This is a genomic window from Leptospira wolbachii serovar Codice str. CDC (assembly GCF_000332515.2).
Lineage (GTDB): Bacteria > Spirochaetota > Leptospiria > Leptospirales > Leptospiraceae > Leptospira_A > Leptospira_A wolbachii.
Map to the genome: position 1 here is coordinate 30,971 of NZ_AOGZ02000016.1, position 20,788 is coordinate 51,758.

General features: G+C 38.7%; 17 protein-coding genes. 13 read left to right on the forward strand and 4 right to left on the reverse strand.

The features are described from left to right. Positions 1-104: 104 nt before the first annotated feature. A complete protein-coding gene (locus LEP1GSC195_RS17590) occupies positions 105-533 on the reverse strand; it encodes a hypothetical protein (RefSeq protein ID WP_015683057.1) in 429 nt (142 codons plus the stop codon). 92 nt (positions 534-625) lie between these two features. Here LEP1GSC195_RS17590 and LEP1GSC195_RS17595 point away from each other — a divergent pair, with 92 nt between their 5' ends. Genes LEP1GSC195_RS17595 through LEP1GSC195_RS17645 form a run of 11 tightly spaced genes read left to right on the forward strand, consistent with a single transcriptional unit; the run spans position 626 to position 14,318 of the window. Then, positions 626-1,471, forward strand: coding sequence for an alpha/beta fold hydrolase (locus tag LEP1GSC195_RS17595; protein ID WP_040507231.1), 846 nt, complete (start codon positions 626-628; stop codon positions 1,469-1,471). Positions 1,472-1,480: 9 nt separating this feature from the next. Next, positions 1,481-2,023 carry a PaaI family thioesterase gene (locus tag LEP1GSC195_RS17600; protein WP_002991511.1) on the forward strand — a complete coding sequence of 181 codons (543 nt, stop codon included), beginning with the start codon at positions 1,481-1,483 and terminating at the stop codon, positions 2,021-2,023. Then, a complete protein-coding gene (locus tag LEP1GSC195_RS17605) occupies positions 2,020-3,339 on the forward strand; it encodes an LIC20035 family adhesin (protein WP_015682912.1) in 1,320 nt (439 codons plus the stop codon). Before LEP1GSC195_RS17600 ends, LEP1GSC195_RS17605 begins: the two co-directional genes overlap by 4 nt. After that, the gene (locus LEP1GSC195_RS17610; RefSeq protein ID WP_015682852.1) at positions 3,330-4,310 is read left to right on the forward strand and encodes an AAA family ATPase; all 981 of its coding nucleotides are present in this window, start codon (positions 3,330-3,332) and stop codon (positions 4,308-4,310) included. Before LEP1GSC195_RS17605 ends, LEP1GSC195_RS17610 begins: the two co-directional genes overlap by 10 nt. Then, the gene (locus tag LEP1GSC195_RS17615; RefSeq protein WP_015682995.1) at positions 4,311-5,129 is read left to right on the forward strand and encodes a DUF58 domain-containing protein; all 819 of its coding nucleotides are present in this window, start codon (positions 4,311-4,313) and stop codon (positions 5,127-5,129) included. It begins immediately after the preceding gene. After that, a complete protein-coding gene (locus LEP1GSC195_RS17620; RefSeq protein ID WP_040507232.1) occupies positions 5,122-5,961 on the forward strand; it encodes an LB_053 family protein in 840 nt (279 codons plus the stop codon). The genes LEP1GSC195_RS17615 and LEP1GSC195_RS17620 overlap by 8 nt, the downstream gene beginning before the upstream one ends. Positions 5,962-5,963: 2 nt before the next feature. Further along, positions 5,964-6,917 (forward strand): VWA domain-containing protein BatA, encoded by a 954-nt coding sequence (gene batA / locus LEP1GSC195_RS17625; protein ID WP_015682960.1) that lies wholly within the window; start codon positions 5,964-5,966, stop codon positions 6,915-6,917. Beyond that, positions 6,914-8,545 carry a VWA domain-containing protein BatB gene (gene batB / locus LEP1GSC195_RS17630; protein WP_015682879.1) on the forward strand — a complete coding sequence of 544 codons (1,632 nt, stop codon included), beginning with the start codon at positions 6,914-6,916 and terminating at the stop codon, positions 8,543-8,545. The genes batA and batB overlap by 4 nt, the downstream gene beginning before the upstream one ends. Continuing rightward, entirely contained in the window at positions 8,529-10,100 is a 1,572-nt protein-coding gene (locus LEP1GSC195_RS17635; RefSeq protein WP_015682894.1) for a BatD family protein, read from the forward strand. Before batB ends, LEP1GSC195_RS17635 begins: the two co-directional genes overlap by 17 nt. Before the next feature lie 3 nt (positions 10,101-10,103). Then, entirely contained in the window at positions 10,104-11,936 is a 1,833-nt protein-coding gene (gene htpG, locus LEP1GSC195_RS17640) for a molecular chaperone HtpG (protein WP_015682822.1), read from the forward strand. A gap of 57 nt (positions 11,937-11,993) precedes the next feature. Continuing rightward, complete coding sequence (locus LEP1GSC195_RS17645) at positions 11,994-14,318, forward strand: sensor histidine kinase (RefSeq protein ID WP_015682941.1); 2,325 nt, start codon at positions 11,994-11,996, stop codon at positions 14,316-14,318. Here LEP1GSC195_RS17645 and LEP1GSC195_RS17650 read toward each other — a convergent pair. Then, positions 14,308-15,111 (reverse strand): magnesium and cobalt transport protein CorA, encoded by an 804-nt coding sequence (locus tag LEP1GSC195_RS17650; protein ID WP_232227848.1) that lies wholly within the window; start codon positions 15,109-15,111, stop codon positions 14,308-14,310. The two genes, LEP1GSC195_RS17645 and LEP1GSC195_RS17650, sit on opposite strands and share 11 nt — an antisense overlap. Positions 15,112-15,187: 76 nt before the next feature. Here LEP1GSC195_RS17650 and LEP1GSC195_RS17655 point away from each other — a divergent pair, with 76 nt between their 5' ends. Together LEP1GSC195_RS17655 and LEP1GSC195_RS17660 are read left to right on the forward strand one after the other, a co-directional pair. Then, complete coding sequence (locus LEP1GSC195_RS17655) at positions 15,188-16,366, forward strand: AZOBR_p60025 family cell surface glycopolymer formation protein (RefSeq protein ID WP_015682821.1); 1,179 nt, start codon at positions 15,188-15,190, stop codon at positions 16,364-16,366. Next, positions 16,363-17,187 (forward strand): 1,4-dihydroxy-6-naphthoate synthase, encoded by an 825-nt coding sequence (locus LEP1GSC195_RS17660; protein WP_015682979.1) that lies wholly within the window; start codon positions 16,363-16,365, stop codon positions 17,185-17,187. Before LEP1GSC195_RS17655 ends, LEP1GSC195_RS17660 begins: the two co-directional genes overlap by 4 nt. Here LEP1GSC195_RS17660 and LEP1GSC195_RS17665 read toward each other — a convergent pair. Then, positions 17,173-19,683, reverse strand: coding sequence for a discoidin domain-containing protein (locus LEP1GSC195_RS17665; RefSeq protein WP_015682923.1), 2,511 nt, complete (start codon positions 19,681-19,683; stop codon positions 17,173-17,175). The genes LEP1GSC195_RS17660 and LEP1GSC195_RS17665 overlap by 15 nt on opposite strands. Before the next feature lie 51 nt (positions 19,684-19,734). Beyond that, the gene (locus tag LEP1GSC195_RS17670) at positions 19,735-20,622 is read right to left on the reverse strand and encodes a helix-turn-helix domain-containing protein (protein ID WP_015683025.1); all 888 of its coding nucleotides are present in this window, start codon (positions 20,620-20,622) and stop codon (positions 19,735-19,737) included. Positions 20,623-20,788 lie beyond the last annotated feature (166 nt).

Below are 20,788 nucleotides of genomic sequence, written 5' to 3' on the forward strand. Positions count from 1 at the left end.
ATAACTTCTATTTCTAGTTTTTTCACACTCCTCTCGAAATTGATCCTCGCGAGAGAATTGAGCACAGGATGAGAATAATAAAAACAAAACCAATGGTACTCTGATCATTTCGATTGGCTTACTAGGTTTTGCAATTCCCCTAATTCAGAGGATTGTTCTTTAGAGAGATGTGATTGGTTAGATTCAAGAAAACGTAGATCTTCTTCTGCTTTTATTAATTGAGACTGTTTGTATTCAGGTTTGTGACTCACTTTCAGGACCACTTCTCCTTTGTAACCCGTATCGCCATTGGCTTCAAGAATAATAGACCTTGCGCGTTTTAAATAACTCGGAATTAATTTCTGAACGGGAGCATCCTTTGAATATTCAGTAAGTCCAAAACTTAATAGGGTAATTTTTTTTCGATGGATCGAAGTGGCATCAGCTTTTGTTTCGCAGTCAGATAAACTCTGACATATCGCTTTTGGTTTGGAATCTGCCAATAGGGGGAACTCGAGAAGAATCAATAGGGAGAGAAAAAGAAAACGATTCATGAACAAATTTGATAGAGAAAGGAAAAAAGAATCAAGCGTAAATCGAAAAGATAAATGTTTACAATGGGAAGGAATCGAAAAGCCTTAGGTATATGTTGCCGATTTCGATTCACACAAAATTCCACTCCATAGAGGGGGTTGAGTGGGGGAATCCACAGGGAATACCTATCCTTGCTTTTCATGGCTGGCTAGATAATGCCAATAGTTTTGCACCTCTAGCAGAGTTTTTTACAGATTACCGCTTCATCTCAATCGACTTCCCAGGTCATGGGAAATCCAGTCACAAACCAGAAAATACTGTTTACTATTTTGCTGAATATGCACTGGAAGTTGTATCTATAGCGCAAGCCCTTGGGTTAGAGGATTTTATTTTAATGGCACATTCTATGGGCGCCGCCGTTTCAACGTTAGTTGCAGGAACCAATCTTTTAAAAATCAAAAAACTTGTTCTAATCGAATCACTAGGCCCACTCACCAACCTTTCAGAATCAGCTCCAGATATACTTACAGAAGCTATCAAACAAATACTTCACCCAAGGACCAAAAAAGAAACTTTTTTTCCCAATATGGAATCGGCTGTGGGCGTTCGAATGCGCGCAGGCGATATGAAAAAAGAATCCGCAGAAATTCTAATGGAACGAGGGATTGAAAAAACCCCGAAAGGATTAAAACCAAGAAGAGATTTAAGACTTCATTATAATTCTTTTTTCCGTTACACAGAAGAACAAATTGTTTCATTTTGCAATCGGATCGGATGTCCAACATTACTAGTCTTAGGTGACAAATCAGGATTCCCGATCGCAGAAAAATACAAACACCGAAAAGATGCAGTGAAACTCTTAACGGAAGTAATCCTACCTGGTGGCCACCATTTACACATGGATTCTCCCAAAGAAGTTTCCGCTGTCATTATAGAATTTTTAGAAAAAAATAATTAAGGACACTGAATGAATCAACCCATAGAAAATCCCTCCAAACATGGTTACGAAATCCATCACGATACTTGTTTTGGGTGTGGGAAAGAAAACCCGCTAGGACTTGTTGCAGACTTCACTTTTCACGATGAAACCGGAGAAGTAAATTTTACTTATAGTTTCAAAAAGATGTATAACGGAGCTCCCGGTTTTGTGCATGGAGGAATTCTTTCTACTGTTTTGGACGAAGCTATGGGTGGTCTCTGTTTTCATTTAGGTTATATTGTAATGACAGACACGATGAGTTTCAAATTCCATAAAGCAACACCTGTAGAAAAGGAATTACTCATTCGTGCGTGGCCAATTAAAAAAGCGAAACGTAAAGTATTATTAGAATGCGAACTTACATCACTAGATGGAGAGATTCTTTATGTAAAAGGAGAGGGAGCTTTCCATATACTGCCTCCACGTTTTTTCTCTGATAAATTAACCGGAGGAAAAATAGCGATTGCGAATGAATTGCTATCGGTAAATAAATTGAAACGCGCACATCTCTTTGATAGGATAGAAACATGAAACTAAAACTTCTCTACTTACTCATCACAACACTGGCAATCCAATGTTCCGGTGCCTCCATAAAAGACGGGTCAGGTGACCAAGAGTTTGAACTAAAATTTTCCAAAGGGAAATGGACCAGGATAGAACGTTTCAAAAACTCTGGAGGAATCCGTGCTGTCGGGGAAGTAAAAGCCGAATGCGCTGGCGCCAAATGTACAGAAGACCAAGTCGCAAAGTTCGCTCCTGCAAAAATCAAATCATTACCAAAACATGGCGTTTGGGAAGAATACATCCAGTTCGAACAACCTGGTTCTACAGCAGAAAATCCAAAATACAAATCCACACTAGACCAAGTGGGGGAGTATGCGGACGGTAAAAAAATAGGTATTTGGAAAAAACCAGATCCAGATAGCCCCGGAAAATTTCTTGCTGAAACTCCTTGGATCGATGGGAAAAAAGAAGGAATTGCAAAGACTTTCGACAAACAAGGCAATGTTACTTCAGAAACTACTTATGCAGATGATAAAAAAAATGGTCCTTATTATCGGAAAAATAACAAAGGTGAGTGGGTCGAAAAGGGTTCTTTTAAAGACAACGAAGAAGATGGTGAATGGACTTACCACTTTGTAGGAGCTGATGGGAATGGAATCAAAACGAAGGTTTCGTATAACAATGGCTTAAAAAACGGACAAGAAATTAATTATTACAAAGACGGTGCAGTGGAGTCCCAAGGATCTTATGTATCAGACGTTCGATCTGGTTTATGGAAGATGTTTGGACCCAAAGGGAATGTGTTAGCAGAGGGAACTTATTCTAAAAAAGAAAATTCTGAAAACTTAGACATCAAATATGAAAGAACCGGAATCTGGAAAGAATACTACGCTGACGGAAAAATTTTCGGAACCGGTTCACGGAAACATACAAGGACCGGCGAATGGAAGTTCTACTATAAAAATGGACAGATCGGATACCAAGGTAATATGGCTAACGAAAGCATGTTAGAATCTGCTAAAGTATATGATAATACCGGGAAAATTCTTGGAGAAGGAAAACTTTTCTTTTCACTCGTAAAAATTGATGAAGAAACTCAAGACCTAAAACTCAATTACAAACCAAGTATCCCTTATACTTACTTCTATCCTTCTGGCAAAAAAAGAATGGTGATTCGTTCAACTGAAGATGCCACAGAATATTCGGAAGACGGAAGAGAGTTAGGGAAAGGACCTGTGGAACCTCAAGGAAGAAAGATGGGATGTTGGACCATTGGAGGCAAAACAGAATACTATATGATTGATAAACCAATGCCAAAAATGACTCCATCACAATGCAAATAAACAAAGAACAAATTACAGAAATATCCGACCAAGTAAAACTACTTAGGTCGGAACTATCCGAATCGATCTCAGGGATGGACAATGTGATTCAATCCCTTTTTGTTGGCCTTGTTGCCAATGGACATGTATTACTCGAAGGAATGCCAGGCCTTGCAAAAACTCTTGTAGCGAAAAACCTAGCATCCATCATGGACGCAAAATTTTCACGGGTTCAGTTCACTCCGGACTTGTTGCCGGCAGACCTTACTGGTACAAACATTTTTAATCCCAAAACATCTTCCTTTGAGATTCGAAAAGGCCCCATATTCACCAATATTCTGTTAGCTGATGAAATCAATAGGGCTCCTGCTAAGGTCCAATCTGCTTTACTGCAATGTATGGAAGAAAGACAAGTTTCCATTGCAGATCAAACTTTTGACCTGGAACCACCATTTTTTGTCATCGCAACTCAGAACCCAATTGATCAAGAAGGAACCTATCCACTCCCAGAAGCACAGCTGGATCGATTTTTATTTAAGGTCATTGTCACATATCCATCCTTTGAGGATGAAGTCGCGATTTTACATCAACATGGCAATTTAGACTTCACAAAGAAAAAACCAAAAAAAACCATACACCCCAAAGACATCCAAAAAATTTCCGAAATTTCAAACCGAGTATTTATCGAACCCAAACTACAAAATTATATCGTAAACCTAACAAGAAACACAAGACCCGAGACCACAATCGACAATGAATTGAAAAATTTCATCCATCACGGTGTGAGCCCGAGAGCCAGTCTTGCCATGCTAAAAGTAAGCCGAATAAATGCATTGTTAGAAGGGCGTGACTTTGTGATTCCTGAAGATATCCAACGGTTTTTCTCTGAAATCGTAAAACACCGACTTCACCTAACCATTGATGCGATTAGCGAGGATATCAGCACAGATTCTATAATCAAACGAATCCTATCTGTTACGGAAGTCCCCTAGATGTTATCTCCAGAACTAAAACGTTTGCTTCAAGTTTTACAATGGGAAACAAAAAAAAAGTTTTCTACTACTAGGCAAGGATTTTTGGCAAGGTCAGAACGGGGGAGGGGGCTTGATTTCAAAGAAGTAAGAAATTACCACTACGGAGATGACATACGTTATATTGATTGGAATGTAACATCGAGAACTGGTGAGTTACATACAAAAGAATACTATGAAGAGCGAGATGCTTCGATAATCATCTTTTACGATATAAGCGAATCACTCAGTGGTTCAAAAAAAGATACCGCATTCCAAATGGCTCTTTTTTTATCATTATTCCATGTAAAAATTGGGAATCGGGTTCTATTAGTCAGTTTTTCTGACAATCAAAAATCTTCTGGTAAATGGCTACGGACAGAAACCGAAATTTTTTTTACATTTGCCAATATCACAAAACAAACTAAAGGTGATGGAACCAACTACGCAGAAGCGTATAAATTTGCATTTAAACTCTATCCAAAATTTGCAACTAGTTACTGGATCTCTGATTTTAATCATTTCGCAAACTATACAAATTCAAATAAACTATTCAAAATTTGGGAACCAATTGGAATTTGGATAGAGGACGAATTAGATATCCTACAATATCCATTTTGGCTTCGGATGTTCAGAAAGATCTCTGAAGAAAAAATCAGTTTCCGTAGTTCTGAAAGTACATATTCAAAAGACTTAAAAGCAGCAAAAAAGTTTTTTGGTGCCAATTTGGTGAAAATCAATCCAAACACAAAACTCTCCAACCAAATCCTACCATTGTTTAAAACAAAACAAAATGCTTAAGTTTCTCTCAATATTCTTATTCACCTCAATTTCATTATTTGCAGAACCGAAAGAGATGGTTTTAGAAACTGATATTTATGTAGGCGATACCATCCATTACCAAATCGAACTGACAGAACCTGACGAGTCCAACCTAGATTTACCAGAAGGAGATATCTACGAAGATGACACCATACCATCTTATAAAATCTTCGGTATCATAAAAGAAAAAACAAAGCTAAAAGCATCCCTGATATTCTTCAAACCAGGAAACTATACAATTCCAATTAGCTGGCAAAAAAACAACGAACAAAACAAGTCCTCTTATACAATTAAAGTCAAATCACAACTTCTGGGTTCTGAAACTGATATTGAAGACATCGAACCTCCCATAAATTTTTCAGGACCATATTTTTTTCGTTTATCCATCATCCTTTTGATTACCACAATCAACATTTATTTATTGTATGCGATATATATATACTGGAAATCAAAACCAAAAGTAATGGATGCTATCTGGGAAAAACAACCAGTATTGGAAGAGACAACCAAACGTCTCCACAATATAGAGACCTATCTACAATCGGAACTAATCTCAGAAAAAGAACTCGCATTCAAAATTAGCGAATATCTAAAAGAAGTGTATTCACAAAAATTAGAGCGCAACTTACGAGGGAAAACAGATTCCGAATTCCTGGCAGAACTATTCGATAGAACTCATATTGATGATTCGATTCTTCGTGAGATACGGATCTACTTCAGAAGGACAAAGTACGATGAAAACCAAAATGAACTAAGCAAAAAGGATGCATATTCCCTTTGGGAAAAAATCAAAAAGGAATTCGAATTATAAATATGGACCAGTTTCAAAGGCCTTATCTTCTACTGCTGATTTTTCCTTTTTTGTTACTTGCAATCTACCAATGGAGAAAAAAACCACTCGGCGTTATCCTACTCATTCAGTCTGACAGATTTCAATCGCCAAAGACAAATTTCTTTCAAAAACTTAGGATCTTCTTCTTAAAACTATCCGAAGCATTAATTTACATTGCGGGTATATTTCTAATACTTGCCGCCGCTGGGCCAGGGAAAAAGTACAAACTAACGCCTGACATTACAAATGGAATTGATATCATGATTGCTTTAGATATATCAGGCTCCATGGTCAATTCTTATGATTTTTTACCCAAGAATAGGCTTACTGTATCGAAAGAGTTACTCAGGGAATTCATTCAGAAACGTTTATATGATCGAATTGGGATTGTATTATTTGCAGGAGCTGCATATCTCCAATCTCCTTTATCAAACGACAGATATGCGTTAGATGAACTAATCGTAGACACCTCCGACGAAGATATCAGCGAACAAGGAACCGCTGTTGGCGATGCTCTCGTGTTGTCCACATACCGCCTCAAAGATTCCACTGCAAAATCAAAAGTCATTATACTCCTCACCGATGGTGTATCCAATACAGGAAAATTAGATCCAGAAACTGCTTCGTATGCAGCCAAAGCCTTTGGAATCAAAGTCTATTGTATTGGAATCGGGAAAGAACAAGGCCAATACGAGGTCAATTACGAATCCTTAGAGACGATTTCACAAAGCACAAATGGAAGGTTTTTTCGAGCAGAATCTCCAGAAGTATTACAAGAGGTGCTAAATGAAATCAATGGATTAGAAACTGTAGAGCTTCCGTCCAAACCAATAGAAATTCTCGAAACCCACTTCCCTTCTGCAGTTTTTGTTTTTTTCGCATTACTCGGAGTTGTAGCTACACTTATGATCTATCCGCTAACGGAAAAACTATGATGAGTATAAACTTTATCGCTACTGTTTCAATAATTTCGATTGTAACCTGGGTCATTATCTTTTCAGGGAAATTATATATAAACATAAAGGCGAACAAATTTCGAGAAGAACATCCGAACTTAAAAAACAGAATATATACAGGTAACACCAAAATTTACCTCGCAAGAATTCTTTGTTTCCTGCTCTCCCTCATTTTTGCATTTTATTCCCTATTTAAAATTAAATCCACAGAGATGGAATCCGCCAAGGAATTCGAATCCGCAGACATCTTATTCGTTGTCGATGTGAGTTTATCAATGAATGCCGTTGATGTCAGACCAAGCAGGCTCAAAAGATTCCAAGACTTAGCCTTAAGGATCCTTCCGAACTTAAAAGGAAATCGTGTGGGCATTATTGTCTTTGCGGGCCAGTCCTTTTCCTTTTGTCCATTAACTTCCGATATCACAGCTGTCTCTGACTATATACAAGCGCTAGGTGTAGAAATGGTTGGTGCCAAGGGAACGGATCTTGCACTAGCACTGGAAAGAGTAAATCGAATTAGGAAGAAAAATAATAATATATCCTCCCAAATTACCGTTGTAGTCTCCGATGGAGAAGATCATGAAAACCAAAACCTACCGCCTATCGACGGAGAGGTGATTGTATGGGGAGTTGGAACACCAGAAGGCGGTTTAATTGAATACCGCGACCCAGGAACAGGAAGGGGAGGATATGTGACTATGGATGCCGGTATTTCAGATTCTCTAACAACACCTAATTTAGTTACTTCCAAAATGAATATGGAAAGATTAAAATCCATAGCAAACCAAAACAACGGAACCTACTATGATGTCTCATTCCAGGCTGATGGTGCTTATGCTCTTTTAGATACAATTCAGACTGTCAAAAAAAAGAAAATCCAAATGATTGAACACTTCAAAAATGAAGATGGTGCCCATCCATTTTTAATTGTTGCTTTTTTCTTTTTAGTTTCGGAACGCATCCTTAACTTATTCTTACAAAAAATACCAGCTGGTATTTATACGGCTCTACTACTAATACTATCTCTGAGCTGGGGCAGACTGGAAGCCTGGGAACTCGACCCAGGAGGAAATTCTATTGAACGTGGAGTTAAATCGTATAATAATAAAAACTTCAACGAAAGCCAGAAAGAATTTGAAAAAGCAAAAGATTATATTAAAGACGATCCAAAGCTCATTTACAATGAATCGGCATCTGCTTACCAGTTGGGACAATACAAGGATGCCAAAGGACTTTCCGAAAAAATACTAACTCATCCCAAAGCTGACAACGACTTAAAAGCAAAAGCCAATTTCAACCTCGGAAATATCTATTCAAAATTAGGTGACAAAAAGAACGCCTTAAAATCCTACACAAAGACATTAGAAATTGACCCCGACAATCTTGCGGCAAAGAAAAACATAGAGCACCTAACTAGAAAAAAAGACGCGGACCAAAGCCCAAAACAAAAAGAGAGCGAACCGAATCAAGAGACCCCGCAGAAAAACAAAAAAGAAAACAAGAAGGAAGAAAAGTCTGATGCGGAAAAGATTCTAGATCCTTTCTCACAGGATAGTATATTAAAAAATAAAAAAGGAGGTTCTCTAGATAATGAAAAATTCTGGTAAATTTGTACTTCTATTCTCGCTTTTCTATCTTATTCCAATCACTAAAATTTTTTCTTCTGATGTAGAATTTAATTTTTTCCCGAATGAGTTTTCACTTGGGGAACATGCAAAACTAGAAGTGAGAGCCCACGGCGAAAAATCCTTCCGGGCTATGCAAACCAATATAAAACAAAATGGAGTTCGCATTCGATTTTCAGGGAGTGGAACAGAAACACAAATCATCAATTTTAAAGTCTCCAAATCACAAATATTAAACTTTTATGTCGATACGGAATCAGAAGGAACATTCAAACTTCCCGAAATTTCCGTAGAGTATGATCACAAAAAATATACATCACCTCCCATTCAATTTAAAGTGAGCAAAAGAAGTAAACACTCCCAAAATCAGTTCTTTAACCCATTCCCTATTGAAATCGATGAAGAACCTTCCGACGAATCTCCTGAAGTATCTTTTCATACAAATAAGTCTGTTTTTTATAAAGGAGAACCCATTGTCGGATATTATGTACTCTATTATAATGGATACAGACAACCTTTCCTAGAAAGAGATCCGAACCAATCCATCTCCTTCCCCTATTTTTTATCGGAGACTCTGAGACAAGTATCCGTACAAATTGAACCGGAAGTTCTAAGAAAGAATCGTTTAAAAAAAACATTAGTGTACGATAAAGAAATTTATGGTTTAACGGCTATTAAATCAGGGAAATTTCAAATCGGGAAAACTAAATTTATTTCCGGTGATAGCCTACGTTTCAATTCTCTACAAGAGACCGTCGATACAACTCCTGCAACAGTAACTGTACTTGACCTTCCTCCAAACAAACCCAAGGATTTCACGGGAGCCATCGGCAATTTCAAATTGAACTTATCTAATTTTCCCAAAAACATACACCGAGGGGAAACTGCCTATTTTGAAATTACGATTGAAGGTGAGGGTGGTTATGAAGGGATCACTCCTATCCCGCAGTCAGACCGAAAGATCCAACTCATCTCACAGAACAAATCCAAAACATTCCGGAAATTAGAGTCGGGAGAATACGGATTTTATTCGGTGGTCCAGTTCCTTTACGGTTGCCAAATAGAATCATTAAGCAAACTACAACTTACACCATTTCAGTTCAGTTTTTTCTCTTTGAAAGAAAACCAGTATAAAACATTATCCATTCAATTTCCAGAAATCGCGATTCTTCCCGAAAAGAAACGAGAGACTGAAAATCCACCAACAAAAGCAAACCTACCAAAACCCCCTTCCATTTTTCTTTTAGTTTTTCTTGCCGTTTTGGGTGTTCTTTCCTTTTTAGGATATAAACGTTATACATATAACAGACAGTCCGAGGAATTTCTAGATATGGTTCAAAACTTTGGGAAAAAAAGAAATGTATTCCTTGCTGACTATTTAGAAAAAAAAGAAATCTCAAAAGAAGACTCACAATTTCTCGTAGACCTACTAGGAAATTTCGACATTCAAACTATAGAAAAAACATTTCATAATCTATCCAAATCGGAAAGAAACAAAGTCTTATCATTAAAAAAACAATTAAAAATTAAGGAATAACGTATGTCAGCTGAAGAAACAGGAAAAATCAGTGTAGAAACCGAAAACATCTTTCCCATCATTAAAAAATGGTTATATTCAGAGAAAGATATTTTTCTAAGGGAATTGGTGTCCAATGCAAGTGATGCCATCACAAAGTTAAAAAAGATTTCCTTATCGGAAGAATTTGAAGGTGGAAACGAATACAAAATCGACTTAAACTTTGATGTCGAGAACAGGATCCTATCTATCGAAGACAATGGCGTGGGAATGACTACCGAAGAAGTCAAAAAATACATCAACCAAATTGCATTTTCTGGTGCAACTGACTTTGCAAAACAATACCAAAATGCAGAAAACAAAGCCGAAATCATTGGCCATTTCGGACTTGGATTTTATTCCTCTTTTATGGTTTCTAAAAAAGTCACAATAGAAACAAAGTCTTACAAAAAGGGCCAAGCAGCTGTTTTGTGGTCAAGTGAGTCAGGAACTGACTTTACAATCTCGCAAATTACAAAAGAATCCAGAGGAACTAAAATTTCTCTCTATTTAGATAGTGAGTCCGGCGAATATCTAGACAAATGGAAACTAAAAGAGTTAGTAAAAAAATACTGCGATTTTTTACCAGTAGGGATTTATGTGCAAGGCGAAAAAGCAAACAGGGAAAAACCATTGTGGTCAGAAGAGCCGGCAAAGGTTTCTCAAGAGGACTACAAGGATTTTTATTCCTATCTGTTCCCATTTTCTGGAGAATCTCTTTTTCATATCCATTTGAATGTAGATTATCCATTCCGATTACAAGGAATTTTGTATTTCCCCAAACTCACTCATGAACTAGAAGCCTCCAAAAATGGGATCAAACTATTTTGTAACCATGTTTTTGTCAGCGACAATGCAAGTGAGCTTATCCCACAATTTCTTACCATTCTCAAAGGAACCATCGACATTCCTGACCTTCCCTTGAATGTTTCTAGGTCTTATTTACAAAACGATCCCCTAGTAAAAAAGATCTCAAACCATATAATCAAAAAAGTTGCCGATCGCCTCATCGAAGATTTCAAAAAGAATAGAACCAAATATGAGGAAAATTGGAACGATATATCTTTGTTTGTAAAATACGGAGTCCTTACTGACGAAAAATTTTACGATGCAATGAAAGATCATCTAATCTTTAAAAATTCAGAAGGTGGATACTCTACAACTTCCGAATATTGGGAAAAGAACAAAGAGAAAAACCAAAACAAAATCTTTTATGCAAATGAAACAGAGATGGGTTCTGTTTATATGGAACTACTGAAGTCACAAGGACTCGAAGCACTTCTTGTTGATTCGAAAATTGACTCCCATCTCATCCAACACTTAGAGATGAAAAATCCAGATTGGAAATTCCAGAGAGTAGATTCTGAGATTGCAGACCAAATTGTGGACAAGGATGCTCCGAAGGATTTGGTAAATGAAGAAAACAAAACTGAATCCGACAGGATCCAAACTCTATTTCAATCCTCCTTACCGTCAGAGGGTGTAGAAGTCAAGGTGGAAGCTTTGAAGTCATTAGATGTTCCAGGAGTCATCCTTTTACCCGAGTTTATGAGACGAATGTCCGAAATGAACTCGATGTTAAATCGCGATGACATGAAAAACATTCTGAAATCACATACTCTCATGGTGAACTCAAAGTCTCCATTGGTAAAATCCGCCTTACAAGCGTTCGAAGGAGTGAATCCAGAAAAAGGAAAAAAATTGGCAAGGATCATTTATGACCTTTCCTTACTTTCCGCAAAGGTTATGGATGAAAAAGAAGTTTCGGATTATACCAAAAGAACAACAGAATTCCTCCAAGAGATTTTTTCTGCATAGGGGCAAATCCATCTAGAATGATTTGGCAACGATTCCTATTTTTGGAATTGTTGCCATGTGATCCAGATTTGTATAACAAGTCGCCTTAGTTCTTTACCGGTTGTAGTTGCCTATAAAAAAGGTTACTTTGAAGAATTTGGCGTGAAGGTGACACTTCACGTCAATACCCATCATAAGGCAATTATGCCATTACTAGACGCTGGTCGAGTAGAAGCGGGAGAAGTTCCGACCATTGCCTATTTACAAGATAGTTACTTAAAAAAATCCAAACTCAAACGCATTTATAAAGGAATTTACCTTTATCACTCACCCCTTTCCTTTTATTCGCGATTCCAATTCAAACCAGAAGATCTCACAAGAAACAAAGCTTATATTCTACCCGTCCCACACCAATACTCAGTCGAAAGACTGTATGCAGAAAAATTCTTAGAAGAGTATGCTCCCAAAAATCCGGTCAAAGTTCGTTACATTGACACGCCAGGTTTTTTAGAGGAAAAAGAATTTCTTAAACCCTCTTGTCTTGGTCTTGTATCCGACCCTTTTTCAAGCCCTTTTCTTCGGAACTTTCAAGACTTTGCCAATACACTAGACCTACCCATATTAGAAACCAAGTCCCTCTTCCCATCCACCTTACTAGCGTTCAGTGGAGATGCCGTATTAAAAACAGGAAGAGAAATCTCTGGCGTTCTTCTTGCGGTCAAAAAAGCTATCGATCTTTTACAAAACACAAACCAACTGAGTAACGGGAACTTATGGGAGGACTTACAACTTTCTCATTTTTACCCGCACCTAAGAGTAGGGGAGACAAAAAATCTTCTGAATGCACATCCTCTCCTCCAAAAAGGAATTTTCTCATACAAGGGTGATGTTACCGCACTTTACCCTCTCTTAAAAGATGTGTATTTCCGACTAATACGAAGAGTCATACAACCAGATGCTGTAAAAGCTGCTTTCGATTTTGATGAAATTCTATCGGCACTAGAACCTAAAAAAGTATTTGATGTGCGTAAACTCAGTAGTTTCCAAGAACCGACAGAAACAAAACTTCATGCACCCTCTCAAATCAACTACAGAAAACTAAATGCAGTGCGACATCTAATTGTTGATGTGAATTCAGTAGTATTGGACATCCTCCAAGGAAATTACAACTCCAGACTCAACTCCGACGAAACATTGCAGTTGGACAATAGAGTGAAGGTTCTCGTAAATTCAATGTTAGACTCTTTTAACGCAAAGTTAGAGCTCCAAAGAGAAGAGATCACCGAACTCGAAAATTTAATTTCTATTTTAGAGATCAAACTCGACAGATCTGCCGTAGACCTACAATATTCAGAAGAAAAGTACAGGTATTTGTTTGAATTTTCCAGAGAAGCCATTGCCCTAGTAGATGCCGACACAGGAAGTATATTAGAAGCAAACAACCAGTTTCGTCTATTAACTGGTTATACACGGGGCGATATCACCAAAATGAATATCGAAGATATCATTTTAGGAAATCAAGTATCCAACCAACTTCGATTTGGTTCTGACCTCTCTTCGGATACAATGTTATCTCTTCCCGATGTGGAAATTCTAGCAAAAGATGGGACCAAACTCGAAGTAGACATTAGTTTTACCTCCATTTTACTTTCGCCAAAAAAACGTTACCAAGTGCAATTCCGACCTAACTCTGAGAGGAAAGAACAAGAACGTTTGCAACATGAATTCATCTCTAACGTAAGCCATGAACTCAGAAGTCCAATGACAAACATTAGAGGTTATTTGGAATTTTTTAAATCCGATAATTCTCTGCCGTTTAACACCGAACACAAAAATATGTTAGAAGTGATCGACAAAAATGCCAAACGCCTAAGTTTTTTAATCGAAAACTTATTAAAGTTAACCACGTCTAGAGAAAAAGATAAAGAAGCAGAAGTGGTAGAGATCTTCGATCCAGTTCCAGTGATCGAAGATGTCATTCACATGAACTCTCACCTGGCAAAAGGAAAACCAATCGAATGGGATCTATCATTAAAGAAAGGTTTTTTCTTGCGAGGAATCAAATTCGAATTTTCACAAATCATTACCAACCTTTATGTGAATGCTCTCAAGTATACATTCAAAGGGAAAATTGGAATATCCATCCGAGAAACCAACGGCAGAATTGAAATCACCGTAGAAGATACAGGGATAGGCATTGATCCAAATTACAAAAATCAAATCTTCGATCGTTTCTTCCGAATCCCATCCTCTGATAACAAAAAGATCGGAGGCACTGGACTTGGACTATCCATTGTCAAATCTCTTGTGGACAAAATGTCCGGAGAAATTTTTGTAGAAAGCACAATGGGAGAGGGGAGTAAATTCAGCCTTTACTTCCCTAAAGTTAATATTAGCGTTTAGAAGTTTTTTTCTTTTTTGGAATTTGTTTTTTCTTAGGTATTGGTTTTGATTTGTTTTTTGAAGATAAATCGTTTGGTTTTAGCACAGCAAGTGCTGGCATATTCTTTTCCTCTAAATGCATCCCCGACAAAAGAAGCGACAATTCCAACATCTCGCGAGTTCCTAACAATTGCATCATCTCTAAGGCTTGGTTCATACCCAGCTTTTTAAAAATCACAAGGGCATTGGTGACTCCAAAAAATTTCACGAGGATTGGAAGTTCCGCTAATCCTCGTTGTTTGATCCACTTTTTACAATCCGCTACAGAGAGTTCGCTAACAAGTTGGATGATCGGTCCCACATGAATTTCACCCACCAACCAAAGAAAGTCTTTCATCGGAATTTCTTTCAGAAGAGCAATGGACTTTTCGATTCCCAAAGTTTTAAGGATTTCCACACTAGTTTCTCTACCTAATGTTTTGGCAAGTAACCCCACATCATGAGGAGGAATACTCCGCGAAACAAGGGCTAAATCCGTCATAGGAAGAGAGTGGATAAAATAAACCAAATCATCGTCATCATTCTCTCGAATCATTTCGACAAGAATCTTTTCTGGAATTTGTTTTACCAGTTCAACCACAGTGTCTTCACTTAACTTCTGCGTAAGGACAATAAGCCTTTCTTTAGGGACCTTTCCAGTTAACGAAAGTAACTTTTCATAACCAAGATTCTTCAAAATCTGAAAGGATTTTTTGGGGCCAAGTTTTTCTAAATATTGATACACACTTTGGATTGTAACGAGAACTTCTTTCATTTGCCCCAACTTTGGATACAAACTGTCAGAATCTTCGTAAAATTCCAGAGAAATTCCTTTTCGAATCTGTTAAATTTTGCAAAATGGAAGTGTGAAACGACACCAACTTTGGTTTTTATTGATTTTTTTCCTTTTAGGAGTAGGGGGACTCATCTACAACAAAACTGCTCCCTACGAACACTCCCTTTCTGCACTCATTGGGATTTGGGAAGGATTTTATGAGATCAATCCAAACCTTGTCGATTCGAACTTTGTAATCTACAAATCAGGTGGATACGATGGGCAATTCTTCTATTTTCTCGCAAAAGATCTGTTTGTTGGTGGCGACTGGGATCTGATCGTTGACTCCTACCATTTCCGCTTTCACAGAATGGGACTTTCTCTATTTGTTGGCGCCATCTCAAACCTAGTGGGTTTCTCTCATTACCCCTTAGTCACCCTCCTATTTCTATTTCTGGTATTTTCCGTATCCGTTTTTTGTTTGTATTCTTTACTTCCAGACCCAAACAAATGGTTCGTTATCTTTTATTTATTCTCTCCTTTTTCACTAAACGCAAACCTTCTTCTCGTTGCCGATTCTCTCTTTGTCAGTTTTGGAATTATCGCCTTCTACTTCTTTAAAAATAAAAAAGACCTTCTTTCTGTTTTCTTTTTCTTTCTCATGGTAATGACTCGGGAGTTAGGAGTTTTATTTCTTATACCCATTGTATTCAAAGCACTCCTGGACAAGAATTGGAAAGGAATGGTTCTTTACTCCCTTCCCGGAATCGCATTTTTCTGTTTGGTGGGTTATGGCTGGATACAGCCACCAAACCACTTGGGAACAAATCCCCTTGGATTCCGTGATATGACCGACCTTCCTCTATTTGGATTTTTTAAAAGTTTTCAAGATGACGGATCTTTCCAATTTAAACTCAAAGAATTCCCAAAAATTCTTTTTTTTATCTCTTTCGTTGCCCTATCATTTGTCAGCATCCAATCTCTAAAAGAATCCTTTTCCAAAAATATTGATCTACTTTTCCCTATTCTCGGAAGTTTGTTTGTAATCCTTATTGCAGAACAGGGATATTGGAGGTCTTTTGATAACTTAAGCCGAATGTTTACCCTCATTTTGCCTTTCTCTTTATTACTCGAAGGGGGGTCAAAAAAACCTTTTTTACGCCTATTTCTTGGTATTTCCATTACCCTGTTTGTATTTTTAATCATTCGGATCCTATGGATCACACCCACAAAGGAGTTCTTCTTTAACCTATGATATCTCTTGCCTATTCCCCATGCCCCAATGATACCTTCCTCTTCTACCACTTAATTCGTAACGCAAGTTACCCGGTCAAAGAAGAATTATATGATGTAGAAAACTTAAACGAATTCGCCTTCCAAGGAAAATTTCCTGTCACAAAACTTTCGTTTGCTGCCTACTTCCAAATCATCGACAAATACATTTTACTCGAGACAGGCTCTGCCCTTGGGAGAGGCTGTGGCCCACTATTAGTTAGAAAGAAAAATTCCAAAACGGATCTGGCCAATTATAAAAAACTTTATATTCCAGGGATGTTAACCACAGCAAACCTTCTTTTGTCTCTATACACCAATGGAAAACACAACCCAAGCCCTCTACGTTATGATGAAATCATTCCCAAGGTAACAAGTGAAGATGACAGTTTAGGTGTTATCATTCACGAAGAACGATTTACTTATGAAGCAAGGGGAATGGAAAAGGTAGTCGATCTTGGAGAATGGTGGGAGGAGTCTACAGGTTATCCCATTCCTTTAGGTGCCATTGCCATCCGCCGAGACATACCAAAAAACGAGGCACTCCAGTTCCAAACCAATCTGAGACAAAGTTTGAATGCCGCCTATGCGGAACCAAAAGAAATGATGGATTACATTCGGGCCAATTCGCAAAACAAAGAAGATGCGGTGATCAAATCTCACATCAATTTGTATGTAAACGAATTCACAAAAAATTTAGGAGAAGAGGGGCACGGAGCAGTGGAATATCTTTTGAAACGAGCCATCGAGGCAGGTTTTATCAAAAAACCCACCCCGTTACCTTTGTTTTTAGGAGAAAGTTAATAGACAAAGGATATTTCCTTTGTCTCGTTTGCAGGCTTCTATCGCTTTTGCCACAAGCATTCCCGGTTTTAATTTTGTGGGATCTGCTTTCACTGCATGACCAGACGTTAATCCAGAAACCAAAAGATCTCCCGGATAAATCGGCACTTGTGAGGCATCCACATGCATCTTCGTAATTCCAAGAAGGGCCACTAGAACATATTCTACAGCCTTTTCTTGTTTTCCGAAAACCACATGAGCATTCGTGACGCAAACACCGATGACATTAGTAGAGTAGGGGTGTTTGGACCTTCCAAGAACTCCGGGCTCTTCGGTTGCCACAAGTAAATCCCCCGCTGTCACAACATCCTTTCCATCCAATCGGAAGTAACGAGCAATACACTCCTCACCACCTTCTTTTGTAATACGAAGATTCCCTTCAAACAAAGACTCTCCATTGGCATAAATGGCTTTTCCGGAACCAGAAAGTTCCATCTCTGGAATTCCTTTCCCATCTACTACGAGTGCAAAATCTGATTGAGAAAGGAATCGTCCACCAGGTGCCGTAGTCCCGGCACCCAAAATTCCCGCTGATTGTTTGGATGATTTTCCTTTGGAAACTCCATACACTCCGACAGAATCCCCAAACCCAGTAACACCAGTGCCAGAGGATACTCCCACAACACCTGTTCCCACTTTTGTATTTTTCCCATAGATCACAGCATCGTTTGCTTGTGGAGGAACAAATCCTTTAGAAGAAGCTTCCGCCTCTCCAGTGATTTTCAAAAGTCCTGTATGTGAATTAAAATCATGTTCTTTTTCTGCATAAGGATGGGTATGTGGCTTCGGATCTCTTTTGTCTGATAATCTAGGATCATCAGCAAGAACCACCTTACCAGGAACCGCTTCTCCATGATTTGCGAGTAAAACAATACCGGCATCCTGAAACCCAGCCTTTGCCAATCGTTTATCGTTTCCTTGCACAACAGCACCGGGTTTCGTTTCACCGGAGTGAGCCAATTGCACAATCCCATGTAATTCTGTACTGGCGTGTTTAAGACGTTTATCATTCCCTTGGACAACAGTGTTTGGTTCTTCTCCACCATTTGATGCCAATTGCACAATTCCTTTGGCCGTATTGGTAGCATCCCTGAGTCTTGGATCATCTCCAGTAACCACTTTATCAACGGCAACTTCTCCTGAATCTGCCAATTGCACAAGACCAATGGATTTCCTAGTGGCTACTCGGAGACGAGAATCATTGGCTTGAACAACCACACCAGGACGAGTTTCGCCGTCTAACGCAAGCTCAACGATCCCTGGATGATCAGTAGAAGCACTACGCAGACGTTCATCATCTGATTGCACCACAAGTCCGGGTCTTGATTCTCCGCTTCTTGACAATCGAACAAGACCATGACCCAATTCGGTGGCGATTTTTAGGCGTTTATCATTCCCTTGAACAGCAACACCCGGTTTTTCTTCCCCATCTGATGCCAATTCCACAATCCCACGGTATTCCGTAGTTGCATCCCGAAGGCGCCTGTCATTCGCCTGAACCACAACTCCTTCTTTGACTTCTCCATCTACGGCAAGGCGAATGATCCCTGACCTAAGAACCGATGCATAGGGGAGGGGTTCTCTTGTTGGGCCGCCGTAATCTTTTTTATCTGGACTAGAGTATAACTCGAGTTCTATGACTTCCGTAACGTAGTCTTTTTTGTTTGGTTGTTTCTCCTGAAAGAAAACCAATTTCAAATACCTTAAATTTACAGCAGAGAATCTCCATTTATACCAGGTACCTGGTTCGGATAAAAAGAAATTCTCTTCATGTAGTTGGTGCCAAGTAATATCGTCTTCGCTATAATAAGTGACAAACCGTTCTGGGAAATTTGTGATAGGATCATTTTTTGTGAGCATTCGCATCTCTTCAATGCGGTTCACGGAACCCATGTCCAAAATCAAATATTCTTCTTCGGGTTCTTCTTTCTTTTTTGAGGACCATCCGTAGTCAGGCCTTGTATCAAAAAGATTTTCTTTCACAAACAACCGATCTAATTCGGAACTTGCTTGGATGGACTGGATCCCTGTAATGAGTATCTTCAACTGACCAAAACTAATCCGATTTTTCCCGTTACTGGCTTTTCTAGAAATTTTCGAGACAAACTTCACATAACGGGCGCTAGTAAGAGAAAAAAGCCATTTTGCTGAAGTTTTAAAAGACTTCCGAAAGGAGGACTCTTGTAAAATTGGCTCCCAATACTTTCCGTCGTGAGACAATTCAAACCGAAAAGAATCGGGAAAAAAATCCAAACCATCTTTCCCTGGCAAAAGTTCAATTCCATTGAAATAAACAACATCATCAAATTGAAAGATGATGGAGGAAAGTGAGGATTGCTCCTTTTCCTCAAAAAAGGATAAAAATTCTTCATTTTTGACTTCGAAGGTTCCAGAGGAGGAAACTGATTTGATTGGTAAAGAGTTGGGGTGGCTTGTGCGGATTAAATGATCTTTCATTGCGCTTTTTGATTCTGATTCCTTCCAAAAAATACCGTTTTTCTATCCAGTCTATCGAATTTCACTGAGGCGTGATCCTTCTTCTTTCTCTGAAAATATTACGAGAACTGCCGGTTTCACTCGTTCTGTAAAATACATGTTCACAATTTGTCGTAAATGCCCCTGAATGGGAGAGGTGATAACAATCACGTTCCCATCGGTTTCTACCTGCACCTTTCCTAGTTGGTGCCAGGAAGACTGGGTCAGTTCTTTGCTTGCCCAAGATAAAAATCCTGCCCACGAAGCCGGGTGGGAAAAATTATCCTCCGCAGAAACTTTCTGCTCAGTTTTAATCATTTCTTGTCTTTGGGTGGAGACAAGCTCTCGACAGAGAGATTGGACATAAGAGGTGTTCGATTCCATATGTAACGAGACGGCCTTTTTATAAGCTTCTAATGCAATTTCAGGCCCAAAGAGTTCGACTAAAGTTTCAAATGCTTTTTTCTCTTCCTTTCCCTTGCCTAATTCCCCCGTCTCGGGCACCGCAGGCACATTGTTTGTATTGGATATAGTTATATTAATATGGTTTGGGGTCCCGTCAGCACCCCCCTTACTAACCAGTTTTGAACCCCCAGAGAGGTCCGTTTCGAAATCCCTGAGGGTTATGTTTGTATCCCCCAGAGGGGTAATCCTGGAACCCTCATAGTGGAAGGAAAAGCGATACCGGGTCGAAGTTCGTCCATTGCCAGGAACTTGGTAGAGTAGGCCGACACGAGTGAGTTCCTTTTTGGCTGAGACAATGGATTTTTTTGTTTTGAATCCAGTAAGCCTCATTAATGTTTCTGTATTGGGCCAAACAGGTTTGAAATTGTAATCACTGAATTTCAATAGGACCGGGTAGAGTGTTTTGGCCGCATGGGATAGGCCAGCCCAAACACCAGAATCTATGATGTCGGTCATCAGTCGGATATAGGCATGCCGCTGGTCGCTCACAAAAGCTCCTCCGCTTTTTCTGCAAAAATTAAACCAAATTTAAGCAAATTTTACGAAGGAGTTGACATTATCTGACATAATGTTAATTATGTCTCATCCAACAACATTCCTTCGGGAAACCCCGACCCCCTGG

Bases quoted from the DNA above. Each gene is read 5' to 3' on its own strand.
- LEP1GSC195_RS17620 (WP_040507232.1), top strand. From the start codon at position 5,122: ATGCTTAAGTTTCTCTCAATATTCTTATTCACCTCAATTTCATTATTT.
- LEP1GSC195_RS17595 (WP_040507231.1), top strand. From the start codon at position 626: ATGTTGCCGATTTCGATTCACACAAAATTCCACTCCATAGAGGGGGTT.
- LEP1GSC195_RS17650 (WP_232227848.1), bottom strand. From the start codon at position 15,111: ATGAAAGAAGTTCTCGTTACAATCCAAAGTGTGTATCAATATTTAGAA.
- batB (WP_015682879.1), top strand. From the start codon at position 6,914: ATGATGAGTATAAACTTTATCGCTACTGTTTCAATAATTTCGATTGTA.
- LEP1GSC195_RS17610 (WP_015682852.1), top strand. From the start codon at position 3,330: ATGCAAATAAACAAAGAACAAATTACAGAAATATCCGACCAAGTAAAA.
- htpG (WP_015682822.1), top strand. From the start codon at position 10,104: ATGTCAGCTGAAGAAACAGGAAAAATCAGTGTAGAAACCGAAAACATC.
- LEP1GSC195_RS17635 (WP_015682894.1), top strand. From the start codon at position 8,529: ATGAAAAATTCTGGTAAATTTGTACTTCTATTCTCGCTTTTCTATCTT.
- LEP1GSC195_RS17665 (WP_015682923.1), bottom strand. From the start codon at position 19,683: ATGAAAGATCATTTAATCCGCACAAGCCACCCCAACTCTTTACCAATC.
- LEP1GSC195_RS17600 (WP_002991511.1), top strand. From the start codon at position 1,481: ATGAATCAACCCATAGAAAATCCCTCCAAACATGGTTACGAAATCCAT.
- LEP1GSC195_RS17615 (WP_015682995.1), top strand. From the start codon at position 4,311: ATGTTATCTCCAGAACTAAAACGTTTGCTTCAAGTTTTACAATGGGAA.
- LEP1GSC195_RS17670 (WP_015683025.1), bottom strand. From the start codon at position 20,622: ATGACCGACATCATAGATTCTGGTGTTTGGGCTGGCCTATCCCATGCG.
- batA (WP_015682960.1), top strand. From the start codon at position 5,964: ATGGACCAGTTTCAAAGGCCTTATCTTCTACTGCTGATTTTTCCTTTT.
- LEP1GSC195_RS17590 (WP_015683057.1), bottom strand. From the start codon at position 533: ATGAATCGTTTTCTTTTTCTCTCCCTATTGATTCTTCTCGAGTTCCCC.
- LEP1GSC195_RS17660 (WP_015682979.1), top strand. From the start codon at position 16,363: ATGATATCTCTTGCCTATTCCCCATGCCCCAATGATACCTTCCTCTTC.
- LEP1GSC195_RS17605 (WP_015682912.1), top strand. From the start codon at position 2,020: ATGAAACTAAAACTTCTCTACTTACTCATCACAACACTGGCAATCCAA.